Genomic DNA, 18,749 nt, shown 5'->3' with positions numbered 1-18,749 from the left:
ACGCCTGATGGACGCGACAACCATGGTCCGCCGCGCCGTGCTCGCCGTTGCCGTGCTCAATCTCGGATATTTCGGCATCGAGTTCGCCGTGGCGTTGGCGATCGGCTCGGTGTCGCTGTTCGCGGACAGCGTCGACTTTCTGGAAGATGCCTCGGTCAACATCCTGATTGCGCTGGCGCTGCGCTGGAGCCCGCCGCGGCGGGCGCTGCTCGGCAAGGTGCTGGCGCTGATCCTCCTGGCGCCGGCGATCGCCGGACTGTGGACCGCCGGGGAGAAGTTCTTCACGCCGATCGTGCCCGCGCCGCTGCCGCTCACCGTGACCGGCCTCGGCGCGCTGATCGTCAATCTCGGCTGCGCGCTGATCCTGGCGCGGGTCAGGGACCACCGGGGCAGCCTGACCCGCGCCGCCTTCCTGTCCGCACGCAACGACGCCTTCGCCAACATCGCGATCATCGCGGTCGGTCTCGTGACCGCCTTTGTGTGGCCCTCGATCTGGCCCGACCTGATCGTGGGCGTCGGCATCGCACTGATGAACGCCGACGCCGCACGCGAGGTGTGGGAGGCTGCGCACGAGGAGCAAAAGACCGCCAAGGCCTGAACGGCCGAGGAGCCTGCGCGCGTGCACGACGACCTCGCTGCTTGCGGCGTTGCAGCGCACAGGATCGCTCCACCGCTCCGCCGTCCGGCACGATTGACGGCCGCCCTGGATTGATTGCAGATAGGCGGACCGGCCGGCAGAGCCGGAACAAACAACGGCATCATGCCGGTATCGGTGGAGGACTGATTGCAACTCAGCTGTTTGAAGCGGGCGGCGTGGGCCGCAGCCGCGCTGCTGGTCACGACCGCCGCGCAGGCCGAGATCTCCGACAACGTCGTCAAGATCGGCGTGCTCAGCGACATGAACGGCCCGGCCTCGACGCCGACCGGACAGGGGTCCGTCACCGCGGCGCAGATGGCGGTCGATGATTTCGGCGGCAAGGTTCTGGACAAGCCGATCAGCGTCATCGTCGGTGATCATCAGCTCAAGCCCGACATCGGCGCGGCGATCGCGCGCCGCTGGTACGACACCGAGCAGGTCGATCTCATCGTCGACGTGCCGGTCTCCGCGGTGGGCCTCGCCGTGCAGACCATCGCCACCGAGAAGAAGAAGCTGTTCATCACCCAGTCGACCGGTTCCGCCGATTTCCACGGCAAGTTCTGCTCGCCCTACGCGATGCAATGGGTGTTCGACACCCGCGCACTCGCCACCGGCACGGCGAAGGAGGTCGTCAAGCGCGGCGGCGACAGCTGGTTCTTCATCACCGACGACTACGCCTTCGGCCATTCGCTGGAGCGCGACGCGTCGAGCGTCGTCACCGCCAATGGCGGCAAGGTCGTGGGCGCGGTGCGGCCGCCATTCGCGACGCCGGATCTGTCGTCCTTCATCCTGCAGGCGCAGGCTTCCAAGGCCAAGATCATCGGCATCGCCGCGGGCCCGCCCAACAACATGAACGAGATCAAGACCGCATCCGAGTTCGGCCTGCTCAAGGGCGGACAGCAGATGGCGGCTTTGCTCGCGCTGGTCACCGACATCCATTCGCTCGGCCTGCCGGCGGCGCAGGGGCTCTTGCTCACCACCTCGTTCTACTGGGACATGGACGACAAGACGCGGGAATGGTCGAAGCGCTATTTCGCCAAGATGAACCGGATGCCGACGATGTGGCAGGCCGGCGTCTATTCCGCAGTCATGCACTATCTCAACGCCATCAAGGCGGCGGGCAGCGACGATCCGCTCGCGGTCGCCGCGAAGATGCGGGACACGCCGGTCGAGGACTTCTTCGCCCGCAACGGCAAGCTGCGCGCCGACAATCTCATGGTGCACGATCTCGTGCTGGCGCAGGTGAAATCGCCGGAGGAGAGCAAATATCCGTGGGACTACTACAAAATCCTCGCGACCATCAAAGGCGATGACGCGTTCGGACCGCCCGATCCGGCGTGTCCCTTGATCAAGAAGTGAGGGCGCCGCAACGATGAAGGCATCGTCCCGTCGAACGCCGGCGTTCGACGGGACGACAGCGGCTCACTTGGCAACGCCAATCTCTTTCAAATATCGCATCACGCCTGGATGGATCAGTGCGAGATCGGGCGCTGCCGCAACGGTGTTGGCGGCCGTGGTCTCGCAGGCCTGCGCCAGCGTCCTGCACAGCGCGGCTTCCGCGCCATGCAGCGTCTTCGCCAGCCGGTAGGCAACGTCGTCGGGCAAGGTCTCGCGCACCAGCACGAAACTCCATGACCCGATCGAATCGATCGCCGCGTCCTGCCCGGCATAGCTGCCGGCGGGCACCGTCAGGGCCTTGAGGAAACCGTGCTTCGCCCTGACCTGCGCGATCTCCTCGGCGGACGGCGCGATGAAGCGGGCACCGCCCGGCGCCTTGGCCATCGCCGCGAAGCCGGGCCAGCCGATGCCGGCGCCCCACAGCGCCGCGGCGCGCCCGTCCTGCACCATGGCCGGGCCGTCGCCAGCACGGTCGAGATAGATCGCCTTGAAGTCCTGGTCCTGCTGCAGGCCGAGCCCGTCGAGCATGTAGCGCGACATGATCGGCAGGCCCGAGCCCTTGGCGCCGAACACCACCGTCTGGCCGACGAGATCGCGGATGCTGCGATAAGGACTGTCGGCGCGCACCACGAACAGGCCCGGGCTGGAAAAGATCGCAGTCAGGATCTTGAGCCGCGTCTTGGGGCGGTCGATGCCCATGAAGGCCTGGTAGGCCGGCTCGCCGGCGACGAGGCCGAGATCGAGCTCACCCTGCTCCAGCAGCGGAATGTTCTCGTTGCTGCCCTTGGTGTTGCGCGTGACGATCGCAAGCCCGGCATCGGCGTCATTCAGGGCCTTGGCGAAGGCATCGCCATAGAGCGGAAAGCCGCCGCCTGGCGTCGCGGTCCCGAGACTGATCGTGAGCTTGCTGATGGCGTTCCCTCCCTGCTGCGCTGCGGCGGCGCTGGACACCAGCGCAACGGCAAGGCCGAGCATTCGCAACGACGTCATGAGCCTGCCTTTCCCTGCCTGCGCGTCCGACACAAGCTTGTATGCAAGCGTGCAGATCTATGGAAGCATGTCGCCAAAGACGACGACAAGAACTTCGGGAGGACGAGATGAAGTGGGCGCGCACGTTCCTGGCCGGCCTGGTGGTCACGGCATGCCTGGCGATACAACCGGCCGCGGCGGCCTACCCCGACCGTCCGATCCGCTGGCTGATCGGCTTTGCACCGGGCGGGCCGGTCGACATCGTCGCGCGCATCATGGCGCAGTGGCTGTCCGATCGGCTCGGCCAGCAGGTGGTGGTCGAGAACCGCACCGGCTCGGGCGGCAACATCGCCGCAGCCGCCGCGATCAACGCGCCGCCGGATGGCTACACGCTGCTGTTCGTCGCGCCCAACAACGCGATCAGCACCTCGCTCTACAAGAAGCTGCCTTACGACTTCATCCGCGACACCGTGCCGGTCGCCAGCATCATGCAGCTCACCAACATGCTGGTGGTCAGCAACGACGTGCCGGCCAAGTCGGTGAAGGAGTTCATTGACTATTGCAAGGCCAACCCCGGCAAGATCGCCTTCGCCTCCTCGGGCAATGGCACCTCGGTGCACATGGCGGCCGAGCTGTTCAAGACGATGACCAAATGCGACATGCTGCACGTGCCCTATCGCGGCTCGGCGCTGGCGTTCCCGGACATCATCTCCAACAAGGTGCAGTTGATCTTCGACAATCTGCCGACGGCGCTGGAGCAGGCGCGCGGCGGCAGCGTGCGCGCGCTCGGCGTCACCTCGCCGCAGCGCTGGCCGACGGTGCCGGACGTCCCGGCGATCGCCGAGACCGTGCCGGGCTACGAATCGGTTGGCTTCTACGGCATCTCGGCGCCCAAGGGCACGCCGCCTGAGATCGTCGAGATTCTCAACAAGGCGGTCGGCGAGGCGCTGAAGGACCCCAAGCTGGTGGCACGGCTCACCGAAACCGGCGGCATCCCGCGCGCGATGACGCCGGCGGAGTTCGGCAAGCTGGTCGTCGACGAGACCGAGAAGTGGCGCAAGGTGGTGGAATTCGCCGGGGTTTCGGTGGACTAGCGTCGCGGCGGGCCGAGACCGGGCCGGCGGCGACGCGCCAAAACGATCCGGTAGCGGCATTGCCGGATGGCTGGCCAGGCTGTAAACGGAGCCCGAACCGTCGTTGGGGTTCCCACGCCGCGCCGGACAGGCCCGCTCCTGCCCGCCGCCAGCAAGACCTCCGCGCCGCGGGGCCTGTAGCTCAATGGTTAGAGCCGACCGCTCATAACGGTCTGGTTGCAGGTTCGAGTCCTGCCGGGCCCACTCGCAAAGTCAATAGTTTACGGCTTGCGGGCCAAGTGCCTCTCCAGGTCAACCACTGTTTCGACCACCGATACGTTCTGCTTGCGGTCCTTTGACGTAATCGCGGCCGCGGCCTCGCGCATGTAATCCGGATGATGATGGCCATATGTGTCGAGCAGTACCTTGACCGACATTCCGAGAAAACCTGAGGCCTGCCAGGGGTCGGCGCGCCTCTGCATGAGCCACGTCGCTGCCGTGTGGCGCAGCGTGTGCGGCGAGATATTCCCCTCCCTCAGCGACAGCCCTGACAGCCGCACCGCGGTCGCAAATCCAGTTTTGACGGATTTGACCGGCTGGCCGTTCCATTCGACGAAGTGCGAACGCACTGCGCCGCGCCGCGTCCAGCGCCGCATGTGCGCCAAAAGCCGTCCTGGTATCGGTACTGGAGGCTTCCGCTTGTTAGTCGCTCGCTTGCCCTCCGCGAGGCGATAGAAGATCCCCCGATCGAGATCGACGAATGACCGGCCTCCGTCGCGCTCAGGCGAAGCCGACGCGATGGCCCCAGCGCGCGTACCAGTGTACAACCCGATCAGCAAGAAACGGGCGATATGGCGCAGCGGCCGCCGGCTCGGAGAATTCCTCCATGCGGCGACTGGCCAACTGCGAGCAAGGAAGTCGTTGCCGGGATGGAGACCTGCTCGGCCCAACGCCGGATGCGGTCAACCTACCTTGCTCATGACGTTGACCAGATCGGCATCGGCAGGCGCGTCGGCAGGAACCAGGGTCGGAGAGGTCGCACGTTGTGGCCGCACGGACTGAGCCGTGGCGACAACGCTCGAGCGGCCGACGATGATGTGGGCGGTGATGACAGCCGGAACGCCGAGCCCGAACGCAATGTGGACCGTGCTGATCCAGGGCCGAAGCGCTTCGGATCCGACGTAGTAGAGCCCGAACGCCGTCGCGATGAGCAGACCATACATCGCGAGGCTGACGATACCGGTCGCTCGATTCTTCCCGGCACGCCACGCGCGCTGGACGTGCACGGGACCGAGCGCCCCAAGCAGCATCAGCGTCACCATTGCAGTTCCGCCATGCATGCTCAGCAGGAATGCGGCGGCCTGCTGCCACATCTCGCTGTCCAGCTCCGTGCGGGTCTTCATCTGATCGGCATAGATCCACAGCGCCCCGCTGGCGAACAAGAGTCCGAGAATTCCGTAGAGGGCGAACCGAAACAAGCCTTTAAGCCGCATGCTGGTGAACTCCTTGCCAGTCCGGTGTCGTATGAATGGCGCCGTTCGCCGCAATCAACATCGCGCTCGCCTGGAAGCGCGCCAGTGGCGCCGCAGCCTGTTGGCCAGCCACCATCACGACCTTGGTGAGGGCGTCGGCAACCATGCAGGTTGGCGCGCTCACGGTGGCGCCGTGGGCCACCCCTGTGGGCAGCCGGGTCGAAGGCGTGACGACCGCTGTATCCATTGTTTCCATCGATCGAAACGGGTCGAAGCGGCGCGCCGACGACGCGAGCGCCCCATTGCTTACTTCGACCTGGCACAAAAGCCTGTCTGGGAAACGCGGGTCGCGAATGTGGACGATGCGAGCATCGGGCCCGAAGGCGGCGAGGTCCCCACCTGCATTGACCATTGCGGAGCGCACGCCGCGGCTCTGCAACGCCGCGATCGCGCGGTCCACGGCGAACCCCTTGGCGATGCCGCCGAGGTCGATCTTGACGGCGGAATCGCGGAAACGGACGCGGTCGTCGGCGAGCAACTCGATCGCAGTCGACTGCGGGACATCCGCTTGCGCCGTCGAGCCCACAGACGGCCTTCCCGCGCCGGCGACGGCAACGTCGAAGGCGCCGTCGGAGTGATGGGTCACATCGAGCGCCATCTTCAGCACGGCGTAGGTCCAGGAATGCACCTTCACAACGCCGCTCGATGCCGCGCGGTTCAGCCGCGACACGTCGCTGTCGGGATCGTGGAAACTCATCAGCCGATGCACGTCGGTCACCGCGGAAAACGCAGCTTCAACGGCATTCTCCGCATCGCAGCGGTGTGCATCCGTGACGTCGATCTCGACGAATGTCCCGAGCAGAGCCCGTGCTCGTCGAAGGCTAGCGGAAGTGGCTGGCATGATACGACAGCACCTTCTTAACGCCCTCGGTCAAGTGGGTCGAGGACAGCGTGGCGCCCGAGATGTTGCGAATGTCGGAGTTGATGCGAAGCTCGTTCTGACTGCTCTTGCCGACGAACTGACCGAGCCAGCTGGCATCGTGCACCTCGCCGCCATAGGATTCGCGATAGTTCAGAATGTCGACGCGACGCACCCGCCCGTCGGGTCCGACGGCAACCGTGTAGTCGATCAGGAGGTGCTTGCCGACGACGTGATCGTAATAGAAGTAGCCGCCATTGCTCGCCTTCCATACCCTGCCCGGCTGGACTTCGGAAAAGCTGGCTCCCGGAAAAGCGGCCTTCTGCGCCTCTTCGACGCTCATGTACTGAATGGCATGGGCCGGCGCGGCGATCGACATGACGGCCACTGCGGGCGCCGTCCATTTCAACCAATCGCTCATCTCGTCCACCTCAACTTTGTTTCCATGGTACGCCCTCCCTCGCCGAACGCATTTTCGTCTTCTCAGGGCATCAATCGCTGTCAACCTCTCCTGCGAAGCCGTCTAAACGGCAGCAGCGACGCTCCGAACCATCCAGTTCAGTGCGACAATGAACCCGAGCGATCGATCACACTTTGCCTCGGCAACAGCCCTACCCGTTCGCGGGTCTGCCTCCGTCCTTGCGACGTTCGCAACCAAGCGCGCTGCAAATGGCTCCGAATGTCAGTCGAGAGAGTAGTGTTTCGATTGCGGCGAATTGCCGCGTCGATGTTGGCGATTTGCCGGAGCGGCTGAGGAATAACAATGTTGCTGCAGATCGCCACATCGCGGGGACCGCGCTCGTGCAGCTTGCGGCACGCGAGCCTGACATTTCAAAGTCATGCAAAGACGTTTGCAGCCGTTTAGACCGATCCAAAATGCGTAATTCCTTCTTCGAACCGGACCTGGAAAGCGCGTCGCGTTTGGCAGGCGATCGTCCTTCGCGGCGGTAAGGCGGCCGCGCAAGAGCATCGCTGCGCACAAACGAAGGTCGGCGCCGCAGATGTGGCGCCGACCTCGTGAACGACATGGCAGAAGACCGCTGCCGCAACTACCACGGCATCTGGTTCATTGCCTCCCATGGATTGCCGCCATAGGGCGAGGGCACGACCTTGATCTTCGCCATCATGCCTCCGTCCTCATGTTCGAGAATATGGCAGTGATAGACGAACTCGCCGACCTGTGAGAACGGGATATCAATCACCACGGGCTTCGACGTGCACTGCCCGTTCCGCCACTGCTCGATGCTGCAGACCCCGCTCTGGGATTCCATTACTTCCGGGACGTTCGGAGTCGCGACGCCGAGCGGGACGTTGTCCTGCAGCATGCCCCCGCCGATGCTCCTGTTCAGCGATACTGATAGTGGCGTGTTCTCCCCCGCCTTGCTGTTGACGGTCCGGAAGCGCGTCTGGTGAATGTGGAAGTTGTGATTTTCCGTCGACAGCTGCACCAGCTCCCAGGTCTCGTGGACGGGGCGCTGTCCCGGCGCGAGCGGTAGGCAGACGATGTTCTGCGACGGGTCGAACTGGCTCACCGGAAGCTGGGTGCCGGGCACCGGGTTGCCGTTCTGATCGACCTCCTCATAGCCGAGACCGAAGGTGCCGTCGTCGGTCAGGTCGGCGATGCCGAAGAAGATCCGGCGGCGATGTCCCGCCGGCAGCGGACGGCAGCCGGCACGCAGCGGTGCAGCGTTCGCATACGGCACCTTGGCATCGAGGATGCCTGATGGCTGCATGGTCGCCAAGGCGTCGCCCCTGATGTCCATGGCGTAGGCGATGTGGTTGCGCCAACCGCGCTGGTGGAAGTGCACCTTGGCGAGATCGACCGCCGGCCACTGATCGCCGCTGCCCATCGTCAGTCCGGCCATCTTGAAGGTCGCGGAGGCAGACCGCCCGAGGCTGGCGATCGCACCCGTCGCGGGATCGCGATAGGTGACGAAGACTTCGGTGCGCGAGCTCGGCATCATGACCATCTGGGTGACGCAGACCGGCTTCGAATGGAAGCCCGACGTCGGCGACGGCGGACAGGGAACGACCCTGAAGCGGGCGCCGCCGAGACGAACCATGGTGTCCATCGTCGTATCCTGCGGCAGGTTCACGCTCACGCCGTCGACCGAGATCAGCTGCATGACCATCGGCTTCTGCGTCTCGTCATCGGTCAGCTGAAGATTGTAGGACAGGCTGCCGGACGCATTGGTGAGCCGCCAGATCTCGCCATCGGGATCGGTGACCTTGATCTTCGGGAACGTCTGGCCGTTGACCGTGAAGAACCATTTGCCGCCGGAGAAGTTGGAGCCGCCATCGGCCGACAGATCGACGCCCGGGCACGACCCTTCACGCACTTCGGAGCTGTCTGCCGGAAACTGGGCGCAGAAGCCCGGATCCTGCTGGTTGATCACCTCGCCCGGCTGGACGTCCACCGGACCGCCGTCGAACTGCACCGGGCCGCCGGGCGCGACCTGAAGATCCTTCAGGATCAGATGGCGCACGCTCGCGTCCGGAAACGGCGAATGCCTGGCATCGCCATGCGCGTAGTCCGAGACCTCGCCGACCGAGATGATGCCGGCCAGCCCCTGCGAGACCTGGTTAAGCGAAATGCCATGGATGTGCGGGTGAAACCAGAACTGGCCCGACGGGTGGTTGCGCGGAATCTCGATGCGGAAATCCGCGGAGTCCATCTTGTTGGAGCCGTGCTGGTGGGTGGTCTGCGGCACCGGCATGCCGTTGGCCGAATTGAAGATCTGGACGAAGACGTAGTCCCCGAAGGTCTGGTCGGTCAGCGTCGGCGCGCGCGGCTCGACGATCAGCCCATGGGTATGAAGGTTGGTCGGGTTGCGAAACAAATTGGCCTGACCGGGATCGGTGTTGTGATTCACCTTGGCCGGGTCGAGCTGCGGCAGCTGGTTCACCAGCCTGATCTTCAGCGTATCCCCCTTCTGCAGGGCAAGTCGCACGCCACCGTAGTCCGCCACCGCGGCGCCGGCCGGACATTTGTCGCCTGAGGCGGGCCGCCGACAGATCTCGTAGACCCAGCCGGTCGGGTTCATCGGCGAGCCCCCAGGGGGCGCATAGGTGATCGTCGAGATCGGCTTGGGGCGTGCGATCATCAGCAGATCGAGCACGCCGTGCCAGCTCCTGAACACCGTCGGCTCGGCCAGATCATGGGCCTGCGCCGCAGGACCCGCAACGGTCAAACCGGCCAACATCGCGGCCGCCGATGTCAGTAATCGCAGAGTTGGCTTGCGCACACGCCCAACTAACATGCCTGATCCCCATCTGGCTCGAGATACACCGGTAGGAACGATCACCGTCCCCGGGATGAGTAATTCGAATGAGCAGTCCGAACTCATCAGCCGATCTGCCGCATCGTCCCCCTCCGCCTTCGTCGCTACGTCGGGTGGCTCCTTTGTGACGTTTTCTTTCGCTTTGTGAGAATTGCCGACCGGCGTTTAAGAATCGATCTAACTACACATCCAGCCGGCTGCGTTGTGCGCGTGGCGGACAGCAGCGACACAAAAACGACAACCAGCTCTCGTAGCTCGCCATGAAGCTCATGAGATCGTGTCGGACGTGAACGCTGCCGGACATGTTTGTGAGTGCCCCGCTCCGAGGAGACCGAACGATGCTGCTTGCTGTTGTTCTCGCATGGGCCTGCAACGTGACCGGCATGGCCTGTGGAGCACCGACCACCGAGATCATCCAGAAGGCCTATGAGCAGGAGGCGCCGTCATCCGGAGTCCGCCACGACATGGGCCTCAAGATCGTCGAGGCGACCTGCGACAAGGGCGACGAGGGCGGCCGTTTCCTGTGCCAGGTCTCGTTCGTGTCGGAGGACGATCCGGACAAGCGCCTGTATTTCGACATCGTCTCCGCGGCTCTCACGGACAAGGGATGGGTGCTGACGAGCGGATTGTGCAAGCGCTGAGCGCCACCGACCGACAGCCGCATCGGCTTCGATCGGGGCATGCCGGTGCGGCCGTCCGGCGTCCACCGTCGCACCTCGATCCAGATCGGATCCATCCTCACAATTGGCGGCGTCCCGAACGTTGGCGTTGATGCATCCGAAGTAGCCTGGACTCAGGCGACAGAAAGGGCGGCCCTGCTTGAGCCAGCGGAGGCGCCGTGGGGGTTGACGGCATCTGCGCAAAGCTTTCGTTAGCTGAATTTGTCGGCTGGGCCGGCGTCGGCAGCAGCGTGAGAACGGTGACGTCTTCGCCCCGTTGCAGCGTGACCGATCTCGCCTCGACGAGACGCAGCGTCCAACCCCGATAGTCTGCGCCGGTTCTGATCCGCAACGGCGTCTTGCTGCTCGTATCGACGAACACGGCAAGGCCGCGGTCCCCGTTCACGACGGTGCCGACGAGCGCGAGCTGCGGCCGTTCCGGAACGGACGGCTCCTGCACCACCGGAGCGGCCACGACGGCCGGCGGCGGGACATCGGTCGGCGGAGGGCGGCGAGACGGCGAGAACAGCGGGCGTTCGCGCGTTGCCGACAGCTGCTCGAGCGGAATGCCCCACAATGGGTTGCCGGTGCGCGACGGCGGTCGCTGCGCGATGGACGAGGCTTGCGCCGATCCGCTCGGCTGTTCGGCGGAGACCGCTTCCGAGACGTCCAGGCCGGTCGAATGAGCGATGCCGAACGCCGACCCCACCGCCAGAACGCTGCAACAGCCGATCATGCAAAGCTTGGCGAGACTGCTCATTGCGGGCCCTGCCACTGTCCGGAGATCGTCATCAGCACGCGCAGTTTTCCGCCGGAGGCCGCCGAGGGGGCGTTCCCTTCAACCACCAGCTCATCGACGAACAGACAGGGCATGCCGGCCTCCAGATCGTAGAGGATCGGCTGCAGGGCGGACTGAGGGGTCTCGAAGTTTGCGTTCACGCTGATATGACCGTCCTTGGCCCGCTGACCCTGCACATCGAGCTGCGACGACGACACGCTGCCGCCATGACGCGTCACCACGTCGCCGAGGCGCTGCAGCAGGGCAGCTCCTGCCACCGTCACGGTCGGTCCTTCGAGGAAGGCTGATCCCGTCAGGCCGGCATCGCCGTTGCCGTCCTGATGTGCAGCCGCCATGCTGTGGGCGTCCAGCAGGCGGAGTGTATCGGTGAGCGCGGCCGCCTCGCTGCGCTGATCGAGCACGCTCTTGATCGGCAGCGCCGTCGCAGCGATCAGCACGATCAGCAGTCCGCCATAGACGGCGGCGGCGACCGACGGCGCTGCGGGACGGCCCGTGACGAATTTTGCGATGCTCATGTGCCGAGTCCAAAATGCGGCTTGATGCCAGCTTCGATATGGAACCGTTCGCCGGGATCATCGGCCGACCGTGTGGTCGGTGCGAAGAAGGTCGCGCGCGTGAAGTGCGCGGACTGCTCGATTAATTTGACCAGCGCCGGCGCGTCCTGGGTCATGCCGACGATTTGCATCCTGTCCTTCTCGATCCGCAACTCGGTCACATAGGTGTTGTCCGGAAGGATCCGGGACAGCGCCTCCAGCAGCACGACCGCTGCGGGAGTCTCCTGCTTGCGTCGCATCAGGCCGCGCAGCGCGGCACTGTCGGCCCCTTGCAGATCGAGGCGCAGCGCTGCGCGCCGATCCGAGATCTTCTGCGCGAGCTGGCGTTGCTGCTCGTCCAGATGTCCTCCCAGCAGGCTCGTTGTCGCGAACGACAGCGCCGCCGCGAGGGCGGCGACCATCAGGAGCGCGGTGAGGACGCGACTGATACGGCCGACGTCGAGCGCTCCCTCCAAGCGCTGCTCGGTCAGCCTCGTTTCGCTGAACGCAATGAGCCGGTCGTCACGCGGCGTCGGCGCCGTCTCGGGCGCAGCAAACAGGACGATCGATCCGGCACGCCAGGACTCGGCAAGGCGAATGAGCGGATCCAGCTTCGCTCTTGGTGCTGTGATCACCATGGTCCGAATGCGCTCACCCGATATCTCTACTGGCGCAGTCCTGCCGAACACGGCCTCTTCGGCCGACCACGGCGTCAGCCGATCGAGCTGCGAGCGTATCATGGCATCGAGAAACTCGACGGCCCGCTCGGGCAGATCCAGCGGCCGCCACAGGAAGCGGTCCGATCTCAGCACCACTTCGATCCGGCTGCCGCGCAGGACTGTCTTCCAGCTCTCGGGAAGTGCGGGACAGGCCTCGTGGCCGTCCGGCAGACGAACCCGATAATCCGGCGGGACCGGTCGCCGAGGCCGCGCGACCATCCGCATGATGAAGACGTTCCGTTCGGTCTCGATCAGCCGAATCCCCGGCCTGATATTGAGCCGGCCGATCGCGGCGACGATGGTTTCGGCGACAGAGCCGATCCAGGCCGCCAGTTTGCGGCGCACTCTCGTCGACATCGTCATCTCGGCGCCCTCCCCGCTTGTTTGAGCATCCCCGGAGCATCGACGTCATCGCGCCACGACAGCACCCGGTAAGGATCGTCACCATCGCCCAGCAGGATGACCGCCTCCGTTGCGGCCCGGCGACCGCCGTCAAAGCCGATCGTGATCCACACGCGGACGGCATCGGCGACCTCCAGCGTCGCTGCGGCGCGTGCGGGACCGAGCGCCGCGTTGAGCGACCTGACGTCTCGACGCAGGCCGGCTCGCTGCTCGAGGAAGCTCTTCAGCTGATCCGGCGTCATTCCGGGAAGCGCGGCCACCACTTCGGGGGCGGCCTCCAGCGGGTCGACCTCCCTGCGGCCGCTGAAGACGGTCACGAAGGGCATCGCCTTGTCGACCAGCGCCGGCGGCAGGTTGAGCACCAGCCGAAGCTCCTCGACATTGGCGAACGGCGCGGTGCGCGGCATGTAGTCCGCACCGGCTGTGCGGTAGAGATCGCGCTCTGCGTCCGCGCCGGTCTCGGCCGGCGGCGTTCGCCAGCCGACGATCCGCTCGGCATATTCGCCGGCCCTGTCAGCGCGCGCGCCGAGACCCTCTAACAAGGCGGCCAGCATCTGCTTGGAGGCATGATTGAGATCGATGCGAGCTGCTTCCGACCGAAACGCGACCGAGACCTGCGCATGATCGAGCCGGAACGAAAAGGCCCCGGCAGCGGGGCGCTGCGGCTTCGGCAACGCCAACAATTTGTAGGCCGCAAGCTCCAGGCCGGCGGGGACCAGCGCGGCGGATCGCAGGCGCGCATCGTCGAGCGACAGCCGCTGGGCGGTGCTGACGAGATAGACGGACAGGGCTCCCGCGAGTCCTGCGAGCGAGACAAGGAGCCAGAGCACCGCCACGAGGACGAAGCCACCTTCCCGATCATCGGGATCAGACTCTCGCGGATGGCTGTCTCGGCACATGATCATTGCTTCGATGCCGCGGAGGCACGCCCGACCGTCGCATCGGCGGAAAGCGCCTGCCTGTCGCAATTGGTGTCCGCGGGCCGGCAGACGCTGTCGGCCGGCGCCGAGACACGAATGACCGCGATCCGCGACAGCGATGGCGCGCTCCCGCGGCTTCCGTCATGCACCGTCACCCGCACGGCTGCCGGCAGCTTCTCTGCATTGCGCCACGACGGACTCCAGATCCGGTCGGACCCCGCATAGGCGAACGACACCCGGTACGGCGCCTGCAGCAGCACGACCGGATCGGCGAACTCCCAGGCGGACACACTGCCAGGTGCGAAGGCCGCGCGAGTCCGCGTCAACGCCACGTCGTCGCCACCGCCGCTTTCGGCGATGCGGATCACATCGAGACCCCGGCCCCGCTGCGGTCCGAGCGCCGTTCGGACGAGCGTGATCGACGTCTCCGATCCGTCGAACAGAACGGACCTGGCCTGTCCATCGGGCCTCATGAACTCGGCGGCCGCGATATCGGCGGCAATGCGGTCGAGCGCCACGCTCACCGATTCGCTGCGCTGGATGCGATGCAGACCGCGATTCCAGTTCGGCAGCCATTGCGCCGTGATCGCGAACAGCGCGGAGACCAGCAGCCCCATCACCACCATTGCGACGAGGGCTTCGACCAGCGTGAAGCCTGCTCGACGATCGTTGACCCGTGTCGTCATCACTCGGCCCGCCTCCGGAACAGCCGGACGGTTTCCAGCTCCATGGTCGCGCCCGATGGCGATCGCACCTGGAGCATGATCTTCTGCGGGATCCAGGCGGATGCGCCGCCCGGCGCGCCGATATCGACGGGGAAGGGCTCCGCCTGCGCGCGCCAGAGATGTGCCGTCGCCTCCCCCGACTGCGTCGGAGATGTCGGCGGCAGGCGCGACGGAAAGGCCAGCCACAGCGCGTCGTAGGCGGCCTGTACCAGCGCGACGTGCTGCTCCAGCTTCCTGCTGCCGCGCGCCGAGGACCCCATGAGCGCACCGATGGCGACGAGCGACACCGCCACGATCGCGAGCGTGACGAGCGTCTCGATCAGCGTGAATCCCGCTGTCGCCCTATCGCTTCGACAGACCAGCGTTTGAGACAACTTCGATCCTTCCTGTCAGCCAAGTGACGCGAATTTGGTAGCCGGCGTCGAGATGGGTGAGCGTGATGACGCCGCCGCACGACCTGCCCGATCCGAAGAAGCTGATGGTCTCGAAGGCGGGCCGCTCGTCGCAACTGCGCGGCAGCACCGTCTCGAACCGCACGTCCGCAGGTAAGCGGACGACGTGCCCGTTCGCGCCCGAGCGGAGCGCCCGCGCCTGCGCATCGATGCGAGTCGTGACCTCGAGGCCCCGCCTGATCGCGGCATTGCGATCGGCCTTCAACAGCGCAGCAGCCTCGACCGCATAGGCTTCGAGTTGCGGCCGCGAGGTCTGCCGCGATATGGTGGGGACCACGACGGACGCCAGCAGCGCGACGATCGCGAGCACGCACACCACCTCGATCAGAGTGAAGCCGGCCTCGCAGCCGTCACGGCCCCTCATTGCTATCTGGCACCGATCGTCATCGACGAGGAGATGTCAGCGGCGAGATCCACGCCCCCCTCCTGCCCGTCCGATCCGTACGACACGATCTCGTAGGGCACATGCTGCCCGGGCGAGCGGTAGACGTAAGCGTGGCTCCAGGGATCGCTCGGGACGTTTCCTCCCTTGAGATAAGGTCCCGCCCAGCCTGGGATGGTCGAGGCGGGCCGGACCAGCGCGGTCAGGCCTTCCGACGAGGTCGGATAGCGGCCGGTGTCGAGATAGAACAGATCGAGCGCGCTGGAAAAACTCTGAATCTGAATCCGGGCCGTCTTGACCCGGGATTCGTTCAGGGAGGACAGCACACGCGGTCCGATCAGACCCATGATCATTCCGATGATGGCAATGACGACCAGCATCTCGACCAGCGTGAAGCCGCTCTGAGGGTCGTCGCGCGCGGTGCGTCTCCGCCGCGCGGTGCCGCTGATCCCTGCCTGTTTCATGCGATGGTCCATCTTGGGCTACCCGACGAGTTGCGTCACCGACAGGAGCGCCGTCATCACCGAGACGATGAGACCTCCGACGACGGTGCTGATGAGAATGATCGCGGCCGGACCGACGATGCCGACGATCCGGTCGAGGCCGCGTTGCAGCTTCGCCTCGTAGAACTCGGCGATGCGGCCGGCGAGGATCGGCAGTTGTCCGGTCTCCTCACCGATCCGGATCATCCGCGTCGCCATCGCCGGCAGGATGTTGGTCGCTGCCAGCGCCTCCGACAACTTGCCGCCGTGACGAACACGGTCAGCGGCGGCGTTCCACGCTGCACCGCTGCCGGTGACCGACATGATGTCGACCAGGATGCGCAGCGTCGCCGTCAATGTCAGCCCGCTGCCAAGCAGGATCGCGAGATTGCGGCAGAACACGCTCGTGCGATACGACCGGAACACGGTCGCAAGACCCGGAAGTCGGCAGAGCCGCGCAATCACCGCAGCCCGTACGCCGGCGCGGCTGAAAGCGAGCAGACCTACAGCGATCAGCGCGCTTGCCGATAGCGCCATCGCCGTGCCGTTGCCGCGCACAAAATCAGAGATGTCCAGAAACGTGTTGATGGTGGCATCGGTCCTGGCGCCGAAGTCGCGCAGCACGGCCGAAAACTGCGGCAGCACGACGATGAAGAAGAACAGCATCACCAGACACGCGGCGATCAGCACGAAACACGGATACTGCATCGCGTCACTGAGCTTGCGACGCATGGCTTCCGCGCGCGCCCGCTCGGCGCCGAGCACGTCGAGCACGTGATCGAGAGTGCCCGAGACCTCGCCGACCCGCACCAGCGCGACATACATCGCAGGAAACTGCACAGCATGATGCGACAGCGCTTCGGCGAAACTTTCTCCCGCCAGCACGCTGGATCGCAACCGGCCGATGATCGGACGCAGGCGCCCGATATCGGCGTCGCCGGCCAGCAGTTCGAGCGACTCCTCGAGCCGTGCCCCGGCTTTCAACAACAGCGCCAGATCGCGCGTGAAGGTCGTGACATCCCCGTGGGTCGGACCGCCGAGCAGCGCAAGCATGTCGCGCGCGACGAAGCTCGCGGCCTTTTCCTCGACCGTCTCGATCGGCAGCAGCCGCAGATACTCGATCCGGTCAATCACCTCCTTGGCCGTCGCGGCCGAGATCGTGCCGTGCACCAAGTCGCCGTTCTCGGTCAGTGCGCGATAGCGGAATTTGCTCACCGGCTCACCGTAACGTCGTGACGCGCAGGATCTCGGCGACCGACGTGGCGCCGGCCCGGCACTTTTCGAGGCCATCGTCGAGCATCGTGGTCATGCCGTTCAGAATGGCGCTGCGGTCGATCACGGCCGCATCGGCCGTGCCCTGGATCAGCGATCGGATCTCCGGAGTTAGCTCCAGGACCTCGAAGATGCCGAGCCGGCCGCGATAGCCGGTACCGCCGCAGCTCTCACAGCCCGCCGGCTCGTAGACCGTCTCGCCGACGTCGAAGCCTACCGCGGCGTAGCGCGGGTCCGCGCAGAGATCGGCGGCGCTCAGCATCCTTTTCGACCTGCAGCGCTCGCACAGCCGGCGCACCAGCCGCTGCGCGATCACCGCGCGGAGCGTCGATCGCAACAGAAAATCTTCGACGCCGAGATCGAGCAACCGCGGCACCGCCGCCGCAGCGTTTTCGGTGTGCAGCGTGGTCAGCACGAGATGGCCGGTCAGCGCCGCATGGACCGCGACATGGGCGGTCTCGTCGTCACGCACCTCGCCGACCATAATGACATCCGGGTCCTGCCTCACGAAGGACCGCAAGGCAGAGGCGAAGGTCAACCCGATCGATGGCCTGACCTGCGACTGGTTGATGCCGGGAATCTCGTACTCGACCGGATCCTCGATCGTGAGGATCTTCCGCGTCGGCTCGTTGAGGATCGACAGCGCGGTCGCGAGCGTCGTGGTCTTGCCGCTGCCGGTCGGCCCGCAGATCACGATCATGCCGTGCGGCAGCGCCAGCAGGCGGCGGAGCGATCGATCGTCGTGCGGGGCAAAGCCGAGCTTCTCGATGGCGAGCAGGCCCCGGTCCTTCGGCAGCAGCCGGATCACCGCCGACTCGCCATGCTGCGTCGGCATCACGGCAACGCGCACGTCGAGCTCGAAGCGGCCGACGCGGAGCCGCGCAGCGCCATCCTGAGGCAGGCGCCGTTCGGCGATATTCAGCCCGGCGACGATCTTGATGCGCGAGATGACGGCTTGGGGCAGCACACCCGACGGCTCAGGGACCGGCTTCAACAGGCCGTCCACGCGCATCCGGACCGACAACCCGCTCCGCATCGCTTCAACGTGAATGTCGCTGGCGCGCAGTTCGACCGCCTGCTCGAACAGATCGTTGACGGCGCGCACCACCGGCGCTCCGGTGGCGAGGTCGCGCAGGCTTTCGATGTCGTCGTCGCGCAGTTGCGGCGCAGCCACCTCGTTGCGCGCAGGCACCTCGTCATCACCCGCGAGCCGGTTCAACGCGGTGGCGATGTCCTCGGTGGAGGCCACCACCAGCTCGACCGCGCCGCCAAACACCAGCTCCGCGGCGCGTGCAGCCGCGGTGTCGCGGGGATCGGCCACCGCAAGGCACGGTCCGTGCCCGGCGGATTGGAACGGAAAGACCATCGTCTCGCGCAGGAAGCGCCGTGAAAACTGCTCGGCCAGCGGCTTGGACGCCAGCAGTTCGGACAGCGCGATCCGAGGCAATCCGAGCTGTCGCGCGATGTCGTCAGCGGATTCGGGAGCCGCGGCGTCGGTCGCCGCCGTTGATCTCATCCCCGCGCTTTCGCGCGCCGCGCCGACCGGTCGAGCGGCGAGACCGTCCGCCCCTCCGCCACCCTGCAGATCGTCAGCAAATCGGAGAAGAGGAGTCGAGCTCATGGCGCGTCCCGTGATGGATCGTTGTCGATCACCT

Annotated in this window: 20 protein-coding genes, 1 tRNA gene and 1 pseudogene; 6 read left to right on the top strand and 16 right to left on the bottom strand. The window is 65.7% G+C overall.

The window, feature by feature from the left end:
• Positions 1–7: 7 nt before the first annotated feature.
• Both QX051_RS09355 and QX051_RS09350 read left to right on the top strand, forming a co-directional pair.
• Positions 8–598: a cation transporter gene (locus QX051_RS09355; protein ID WP_315775891.1), complete on the top strand. Its 591-nt coding sequence runs from the start codon at positions 8–10 to the stop codon at positions 596–598.
• Between the two features lie 186 nt (positions 599–784).
• Complete coding sequence (locus QX051_RS09350; protein ID WP_315738686.1) at positions 785–1,996, top strand: ABC transporter substrate-binding protein; 1,212 nt, start codon at positions 785–787, stop codon at positions 1,994–1,996.
• 63 nt (positions 1,997–2,059) lie between these two features.
• Here QX051_RS09350 and QX051_RS09345 read toward each other — a convergent pair whose 3' ends face one another.
• Complete coding sequence (locus QX051_RS09345) at positions 2,060–3,025, bottom strand: TAXI family TRAP transporter solute-binding subunit (RefSeq protein WP_315738687.1); 966 nt, start codon at positions 3,023–3,025, stop codon at positions 2,060–2,062.
• A 107-nt stretch (positions 3,026–3,132) separates the two neighbouring features.
• Between QX051_RS09345 and QX051_RS09340 the strand changes: the two genes are divergently transcribed.
• Together QX051_RS09340 and QX051_RS09335 are read left to right on the top strand one after the other, a co-directional pair.
• Positions 3,133–4,098, top strand: coding sequence for a tripartite tricarboxylate transporter substrate binding protein (locus tag QX051_RS09340; RefSeq protein ID WP_315775890.1), 966 nt, complete (start codon positions 3,133–3,135; stop codon positions 4,096–4,098).
• A gap of 170 nt (positions 4,099–4,268) precedes the next feature.
• Positions 4,269–4,341: transfer RNA gene (locus QX051_RS09335), tRNA-Ile, on the top strand.
• 17 nt (positions 4,342–4,358) lie between these two features.
• On the opposite strand, the pseudogene QX051_RS09330 reads toward QX051_RS09335, so the two are convergent.
• The 5 genes and pseudogenes from QX051_RS09330 to QX051_RS09310 form a co-directional block, all read right to left on the bottom strand.
• Positions 4,359–4,946: pseudogene (locus QX051_RS09330) on the bottom strand (tyrosine-type recombinase/integrase); the annotation flags it as partial.
• 93 nt (positions 4,947–5,039) lie between these two features.
• Positions 5,040–5,570 (bottom strand): hypothetical protein, encoded by a 531-nt coding sequence (locus tag QX051_RS09325; RefSeq protein WP_315775888.1) that lies wholly within the window; start codon positions 5,568–5,570, stop codon positions 5,040–5,042.
• Complete coding sequence (locus QX051_RS09320) at positions 5,560–6,450, bottom strand: FAD:protein FMN transferase (RefSeq protein WP_315775887.1); 891 nt, start codon at positions 6,448–6,450, stop codon at positions 5,560–5,562. Before QX051_RS09320 ends, QX051_RS09325 begins: the two co-directional genes overlap by 11 nt.
• Complete coding sequence (locus QX051_RS09315; protein ID WP_315715594.1) at positions 6,431–6,889, bottom strand: FMN-binding protein; 459 nt, start codon at positions 6,887–6,889, stop codon at positions 6,431–6,433. The genes QX051_RS09320 and QX051_RS09315 overlap by 20 nt, the downstream gene beginning before the upstream one ends.
• 628 nt (positions 6,890–7,517) lie before the next feature.
• A complete protein-coding gene (locus QX051_RS09310) occupies positions 7,518–9,512 on the bottom strand; it encodes a multicopper oxidase domain-containing protein (RefSeq protein ID WP_315776246.1) in 1,995 nt (664 codons plus the stop codon).
• A gap of 575 nt (positions 9,513–10,087) precedes the next feature.
• On the opposite strand from QX051_RS09310, the gene QX051_RS09305 reads away from it, so the two are divergent.
• Positions 10,088–10,390 carry a hypothetical protein gene (locus QX051_RS09305; protein ID WP_315775886.1) on the top strand — a complete coding sequence of 101 codons (303 nt, stop codon included), beginning with the start codon at positions 10,088–10,090 and terminating at the stop codon, positions 10,388–10,390.
• A gap of 97 nt (positions 10,391–10,487) precedes the next feature.
• Here QX051_RS09305 and QX051_RS09300 read toward each other — a convergent pair whose 3' ends face one another.
• Genes QX051_RS09300 through QX051_RS09290 form a run of 3 tightly spaced genes read right to left on the bottom strand, consistent with a single transcriptional unit; the run spans position 10,488 to position 12,378 of the window.
• The gene (locus QX051_RS09300; protein ID WP_315775885.1) at positions 10,488–11,168 is read right to left on the bottom strand and encodes a hypothetical protein; all 681 of its coding nucleotides are present in this window, start codon (positions 11,166–11,168) and stop codon (positions 10,488–10,490) included.
• The gene (gene gspM, locus QX051_RS09295; protein ID WP_315775884.1) at positions 11,165–11,722 is read right to left on the bottom strand and encodes a type II secretion system protein GspM; all 558 of its coding nucleotides are present in this window, start codon (positions 11,720–11,722) and stop codon (positions 11,165–11,167) included. The genes QX051_RS09300 and gspM overlap by 4 nt, the downstream gene beginning before the upstream one ends.
• Positions 11,719–12,378, bottom strand: coding sequence for a PilN domain-containing protein (locus QX051_RS09290; protein ID WP_315775883.1), 660 nt, complete (start codon positions 12,376–12,378; stop codon positions 11,719–11,721). The genes gspM and QX051_RS09290 overlap by 4 nt, the downstream gene beginning before the upstream one ends.
• Positions 12,379–12,682: 304 nt before the next feature.
• Here QX051_RS09290 and QX051_RS09285 point away from each other — a divergent pair, with 304 nt between their 5' ends.
• A complete protein-coding gene (locus QX051_RS09285) occupies positions 12,683–12,847 on the top strand; it encodes a hypothetical protein (protein ID WP_315775882.1) in 165 nt (54 codons plus the stop codon).
• Here QX051_RS09285 and QX051_RS09280 read toward each other — a convergent pair.
• From QX051_RS09280 to QX051_RS09250, 7 genes are read right to left on the bottom strand one after another with little or no spacing between them, the layout of a single operon-like run.
• Positions 12,819–13,760, bottom strand: coding sequence for a type II secretion system protein GspK (locus QX051_RS09280; RefSeq protein ID WP_315776245.1), 942 nt, complete (start codon positions 13,758–13,760; stop codon positions 12,819–12,821). The genes QX051_RS09285 and QX051_RS09280 overlap by 29 nt on opposite strands.
• 2 nt (positions 13,761–13,762) lie before the next feature.
• A complete protein-coding gene (locus QX051_RS09275) occupies positions 13,763–14,467 on the bottom strand; it encodes a prepilin-type N-terminal cleavage/methylation domain-containing protein (RefSeq protein ID WP_315738698.1) in 705 nt (234 codons plus the stop codon).
• Positions 14,467–14,880 carry a type II secretion system protein gene (locus QX051_RS09270; RefSeq protein WP_315782078.1) on the bottom strand — a complete coding sequence of 138 codons (414 nt, stop codon included), beginning with the start codon at positions 14,878–14,880 and terminating at the stop codon, positions 14,467–14,469. The genes QX051_RS09275 and QX051_RS09270 overlap by 1 nt, the downstream gene beginning before the upstream one ends.
• A complete protein-coding gene (locus QX051_RS09265) occupies positions 14,849–15,322 on the bottom strand; it encodes a prepilin-type N-terminal cleavage/methylation domain-containing protein (protein WP_315775881.1) in 474 nt (157 codons plus the stop codon). The genes QX051_RS09270 and QX051_RS09265 overlap by 32 nt, the downstream gene beginning before the upstream one ends.
• A gap of 2 nt (positions 15,323–15,324) precedes the next feature.
• Positions 15,325–15,804, bottom strand: a complete 480-nt coding sequence (gene gspG, locus QX051_RS09260; protein ID WP_315775880.1) for a type II secretion system major pseudopilin GspG — start codon at positions 15,802–15,804, stop codon at positions 15,325–15,327.
• A gap of 18 nt (positions 15,805–15,822) precedes the next feature.
• Positions 15,823–17,037 carry a type II secretion system F family protein gene (locus QX051_RS09255; protein ID WP_315775879.1) on the bottom strand — a complete coding sequence of 405 codons (1,215 nt, stop codon included), beginning with the start codon at positions 17,035–17,037 and terminating at the stop codon, positions 15,823–15,825.
• A 4-nt stretch (positions 17,038–17,041) separates the two neighbouring features.
• Complete coding sequence (locus tag QX051_RS09250; protein WP_409998079.1) at positions 17,042–18,715, bottom strand: GspE/PulE family protein; 1,674 nt, start codon at positions 18,713–18,715, stop codon at positions 17,042–17,044.
• Between the last annotated feature and the right edge of the window lie 34 nt (positions 18,716–18,749).

This window comes from Bradyrhizobium sp. SZCCHNR1053 (assembly GCF_032381235.1).
GTDB lineage: Bacteria > Pseudomonadota > Alphaproteobacteria > Rhizobiales > Xanthobacteraceae > Bradyrhizobium.
The sequence above is the reverse complement of the archived record's forward strand: the minus strand, read 5'-3'. Positions and strand labels throughout refer to the sequence as shown.